At 58.8% G+C, this 5,188-nt stretch carries 6 protein-coding genes; all 6 read left to right on the top strand.

Translation table 11 applies throughout. The annotated features are described in order from the left end of the window. On the top strand, positions 1–1,183 hold a 1,183-nt coding region (locus tag ACUVTA_RS00900), incomplete at its 5' end, for a hypothetical protein (RefSeq protein ID WP_445951099.1). Positions 1,184–1,510: 327 nt separating this feature from the next. Continuing rightward, complete coding sequence (locus ACUVTA_RS00895) at positions 1,511–1,765, top strand: hypothetical protein (protein ID WP_445951098.1); 255 nt, start codon at positions 1,511–1,513, stop codon at positions 1,763–1,765. Then, entirely contained in the window at positions 1,755–2,204 is a 450-nt protein-coding gene (locus tag ACUVTA_RS00890; protein ID WP_445951097.1) for a PIN domain-containing protein, read from the top strand. The genes ACUVTA_RS00895 and ACUVTA_RS00890 overlap by 11 nt, the downstream gene beginning before the upstream one ends. A gap of 182 nt (positions 2,205–2,386) precedes the next feature. Next, on the top strand, positions 2,387–3,232 hold the full coding sequence (locus ACUVTA_RS00885; protein ID WP_445951096.1) for a YitT family protein: 846 nt from the start codon (positions 2,387–2,389) through the stop codon (positions 3,230–3,232). 108 nt (positions 3,233–3,340) lie between these two features. After that, positions 3,341–4,174, top strand: coding sequence for a transketolase (locus ACUVTA_RS00880; protein WP_445951095.1), 834 nt, complete (start codon positions 3,341–3,343; stop codon positions 4,172–4,174). Positions 4,175–4,202: 28 nt separating this feature from the next. Then, complete coding sequence (locus tag ACUVTA_RS00875) at positions 4,203–5,147, top strand: transketolase family protein (protein ID WP_445951094.1); 945 nt, start codon at positions 4,203–4,205, stop codon at positions 5,145–5,147. Positions 5,148–5,188: the final 41 nt, after the last annotated feature.

Here is a 5,188-nt window from a genome sequence, read left to right as displayed (position 1 = left end):
GGAGCGGTACTTCAACGAGTACTTTAAGGTGCATAAGCCGGTGTGGAATCGCGCTGTTGAGACCATCCGGCAGTTCTATGTGCCGACGATCGAAATCCCGAAGGTGAAGACGGATGATGCCGACCGGATTGCGGAAATATGCGCCATATTCGAGAAGCTCAACAGTACCGGGGTGGCTCTTTCGGTATACGACCTTTTGACCGCCCGGCTGTACCGTTTCGGTATTGACCTGCACCGGCTCTGGCAGCAGGCGGTAGAGGAAAATGAGTTACTCCGCCAGTTTTCGGGTGGAGATCCTGATGTCTACGGTGTTCTGACGCTGCGTACCTTAGCGCTTATCCGGGAGCAAGAGGTTAAAAGTAAGTCTTTAATTAACCTGCGGCCGGAAGGCTTCGAAAAAGATTGGCAAACTGCTGTACTTTATATGGAAAAAGCCCTCAAGCGAGCTACTTCGACGAGTCAAGATGGGTTCGGCGCTTTTGCGCAAAAGTGGCTGCCGTATTCGACAATGATGCCGGTACTGGCTGCTCTTCTCTACCGGATCGACCGGGATAAACTGGATAATCGGGCCTACCGCGGGGTGAAGAAATGGTACTGGGGTTCGGTTTTTCTTGAGCGGTATGCCGGGTCTGTGGAGAGCATCACCCTCGCCGATTACCGGGATTTGGTCCAGTGGTTCAGCGACCCTGGCCATAAGCCGGCTGTTTTTGAGCAAATAGACCGTAATATCCTGCAGAACCCCAATTTTTCGCTACGGGATACGGCGCGGGTCAACGCCGTGTACCGGGGCGTGATGAACCTGGTCGCCATTCAGGGGGCCAAAGATTTTCGGGCCGACGACGCAATCGAATTTCATGCGCTCGACGACCACCATATTTTCCCGCGGGCCTTCCTGGCGTCGGTGAAAGACGCTGAAGGTAGAAGCAAGTATCAGAACCCTGACATCAACACGGTGCTTAACCGGACACTGATTTCCCAGGCCACCAACCGCCGGATCAGTAGAATGAAACCGAGCGAGTACCTGGCCAAGCTGGTCCCGCCAGGAAGGAAGCAAGAAATTATGGCTACTCATCTGATTGATGAGGCAGCGCTGGCGACTATGGAAAGAGATGATTACGAAGGCTTTTTGCAGGCGCGGGAGAAGCGGATTATGGAGGTATTGGCTGGCTACCTGAAATTTTAACCTGAGGTGCCGGCGAAAATACCGCCGGATAAGAAACCGGGTTAAAGAAGGCGGGCGGCGCCGTTGTCCGGTTGTCCCGGTCATTATGGAGCAGGCGGAGAACTTCTGCCGCGACTGGCCGGAGGCCGCTTGAATGATAGGCGGCGGGTCTGCCGGGTGGAGAAGGGGCTAAGTGATCACGGTGAATTATCCGCTCGCTATGGTGGGTGTGGTGGAAGCGCTCGTGGACAGTAGCCGGTTGTTAATCGTTTGGGATCAGGAAGCGGGTTGCGCTGCCGGGGTATGATGTATATAATGATGTATAGAGGATTAATCAGGAGTGAGAAAATGATTCGGAAGCAGATATATATCGCGCCTCATCAGGAGGCGCTTTTGAAGCGGCAGGCGCGCGCGCTTGGCGTGGCGGAAGCGGAGCTGGTACGGCAGGCTCTTGAGAAGCATCTGTGCACCGGGGAGGGCATCCGGCCGAATCCGGACGCCTGGGAGGCGGAAAAGCGGTTTATCCGGAGCAGGATGAAGTTGGCTCAGGACGGAACCCGCAAGGAGCGGCGTTGGCGGCGCGAGGAGCTTTATGACCGGTAGGGTACTGGTGGATACAAACGTCCTGGTTTACGCCTATGATTTCTCTGATCCGCCGAAGCAGGAGCGGGCTTTTAAACTCCTTGACGAACTGGCGAATTCGGGCCGGGGAGTGCTCAGCGCCCAGGTGTTAGCGGAATTTGCTGTAGCGGTAACCCAGAAGATCGCCGCGCCGTTAGACCCTGAGACGGCACAGAAAAGCATCCAGAATTACCTTTCTTCCTGGACTGTTCTCGATGTTACGGGTTTTGTTGTATTGGAAGCGGTGCGCGGGGTGCGCGAGCACCGCTTTTCTTATTGGAACGCGCAGATATGGGCCACTGCCAGGCTTAACCAGATCCCTGTTGTTTTGAGCGAGGACTTCGCTTCCGGGAGCGCTGTTGAAGGGGTTGCTTTTCTTAACCCTTTTGCCGCCGGTTTCGATTTGGCCCGGTTGCTTTAAAACAGTGCAATAACCGGTCGAACGGTAAGGGCAAATGGCGTACGGTTTATCCGTCACGGCGGCCCATTTACGATCGTCAATTCAGGTGTTGCCAAATTGAAACGAGGAAAGCAGGATTTTCCCCTACGGCTCGAACAGATAAAACGTTTTGCGCTGTGGGAATGCTAAGCCGGGGGGTACAGATGTTTGCCAGAACGGTAAGGGATGCCGCGCTTCTCCTGTTCGGTACGGTCCTGGTGGCCTTAGGACTCGACCTTTTCCTGGTACCGAACAAGATCGCGGCGGGCGGTGTCAGCGGCATTGCCACGATCCTGCACCATCTCTTCGGCTTCCCGGTTGGCGCCACGATGCTGGTGCTCAACATTCCCCTTTTTCTCTGGTGTTTCTGGCGGCTTGGCTTCGGCGTCGGGTTCCGCTCGCTCCTCGGAACGGCGCTGCTCTCGGGCGTGGTTGACGGGCTGGTGCCTTTCCTACCCGCGCTTACGACCAACCCGCTGCTGGCGAGCCTTTACGGCGGGGTGCTGGTGGGACTGGGCTTAGGCCTTGTTTTCCGGGCGAAAGCAACCACCGGCGGGACAGACCTGGCGGCGATGATCCTCCAGAGTTATGTAGGCATCAATGTCGGGCAGTTGCTTTTTTTGGTGGACGGGGCGGTGGTACTGGCCGCCGGGTTCGCCTTCCGATCACCGGAGCTGGCGATGTACGCCGTTATCACCATCTTCCTGTCGGCGTGGGTGATCGACCTGGTCCAGGAAGGCATCAGTTATACGAAGGCTTTTTTGATTATCTCGGAAAAACACGCGGCGATCGCCCGGTTGATCCTCACGGAGCTGAACCGCGGCGCCACGCTCTGGCAGGGGACAGGGGCCTACACCGGGGCCACGCGCACGCTGCTGTTGGCGGTTGTTTCGCGGAGCGAGGTGACGCGGTTGAAGGAAGCCGTTTACCGGATCGACCCCCGGGCTTTTGTGATTCTGGTGGATGCCCACGAGGTGCTGGGCGAAGGCTTCAAGGAGTTCACGGGGTAGAAATTCTGCTGGCTTCAGACAACGGTGGAGTGTTACGTGCTTCTTGCTTTATCATTTAAAATCGCTGGCCGCGCGGTTGGACGGCTGCACTAACGGAGGTATTTACACATGGAAGAGACCCTCATCTGGAAACTCGAGGCGAAGGCGAAAGAGATCCGGCGTTACATCATCCTGATGACGGCGGCTGCCGGCTCGGGACACCCTGGCGGCTCGCTTTCGGCGACCGATATCGTTACGGCGCTTTACTTCGGCGTGATGCGCCTTGATCCGAAACGGCCGGACGACCCGGACCGGGATCGCTTTATCCTCTCTAAAGGGCACGCGGCGCCGCTCCTCTACGCCGCGCTGGCGCTTAGGGGCTTTTTCCCGGAGCAGGAGCTGATAACGCTCCGCAAGTTTGGCAGCCGGCTGCAGGGGCATCCCGACATGCGGAAGCTCCCGGGCGTGGAGATGTCGACCGGCTCGCTCGGTCAGGGTCTATCGGTGGCCAACGGCATGGCTTTGGCGGCGCGGCTTGATGGGCGGGACTACCGGGTTTACGTGCTGCTCGGTGACGGGGAGTGCCAGGAAGGGCAGGTCTGGGAGGCGGCGATGGCGGCGGCCCACTACCGGCTCGACAACGTGACGGCCTTCCTGGACTATAACGGCCTGCAGATCGACGGGCCGGTGGAAGAGGTTATGTCGCTCGGGGCGGTAGCCGACAAGTGGCGGGCCTTCGGCTGGAACGTGCTCGAGATTGACGGGCATAACTTCCGCGAAATACTCGGGGCCGTTGCGGCGGCAAAGGAGACGAAAGGGAAACCGACGATGGTTATCGCCCGCACGGTGAAGGGGAAGGGGGTTTCCTTCATGGAAAACCAGGTGGACTGGCACGGCACGGCCCCCAAAGCCGACCAGGCCTCGCGGGCGTTAGAAGAATTGGAAGGCGGAGTGCGGCTATAAGGAAAGTCACTTCTAGGAGGGCTTAACGATGGCGGAAAAAATAGCTACCCGGGAGGCTTACGGCAGGGCGCTGGTAGCGCTCGGCGCGGAGAATCCAGATATAGTGGTCCTGGACGCGGACCTGGCGAAGTCCACTAAGACGATTGATTTTAAGAAGCGTTTCCCCGAGCGCTTCTTCGATTTCGGGGTGGCGGAGCAGAATATGATGGGCACGGCCGCCGGACTGGCGGCGGCAGGGAAGATTCCCTTCTGCTCCACCTTCGCGGTCTTTGCTACCGGGCGTGCCTTCGACCAGATCCGCCAGAGCATCGCTTACCCGCGGCTCAACGTTAAGATTGCCGCCAGCCACGCCGGGATCACCGTAGGTGAGGACGGGAGTTCGCACCAGTCGGTGGAAGACATCGCCCTCATGCGGGCGCTGCCCAACATGACGGTCTTTGTCCCGGCTGACGCGGTGGAGGTGGCGGGCACCGTGAAGGCGGCGGCGGCGCTTGACGGGCCGGTGTACATTCGCTTAGGGCGGGCGCCCGTGCCGGTGATCCACGGGGAGGATTTCGTCTTTCGCCCGGGCGAAGCGGTGCTTCTCCAGCCGGGGAACGACGCGACCGTTATCGCCACCGGGATTATGGTTGCGGCGGCGCTGGAAGCTGCAGCGGTGCTGGCGCAGGAAGGGGTGGCGGTGCGGGTGCTCAACGTCCACACCATAAAGCCACTTGACGTAGCGGCGGTGACGCGGGCGGCCCTGGAGACCGGGGCGGTGGTTACGGCGGAGGAGCACAGCGTTATCGGCGGTCTGGGAAGCGCGGTGGCGGAAGTTCTCGGCGAGCTTTGCCCGGTACCGCTGAAACGGGTCGGCATCCGGGATACCTTCGGCGAATCGGGGAAACCCCAGGAACTTCTCGAAAAATACGGGTTAACACCGGCAGATATCGCGGCGGCAGTGAAAGAGGTTTTGGGGCGAAAAAAGAAATAATTCGTAATTAAGTTGCTATAACGGCGGCATCGGTTTTAGGC

This window comes from Thermodesulfitimonas sp., from assembly GCF_052743955.1.
This window is presented reverse-complemented; position numbering and strand designations above follow the sequence as displayed.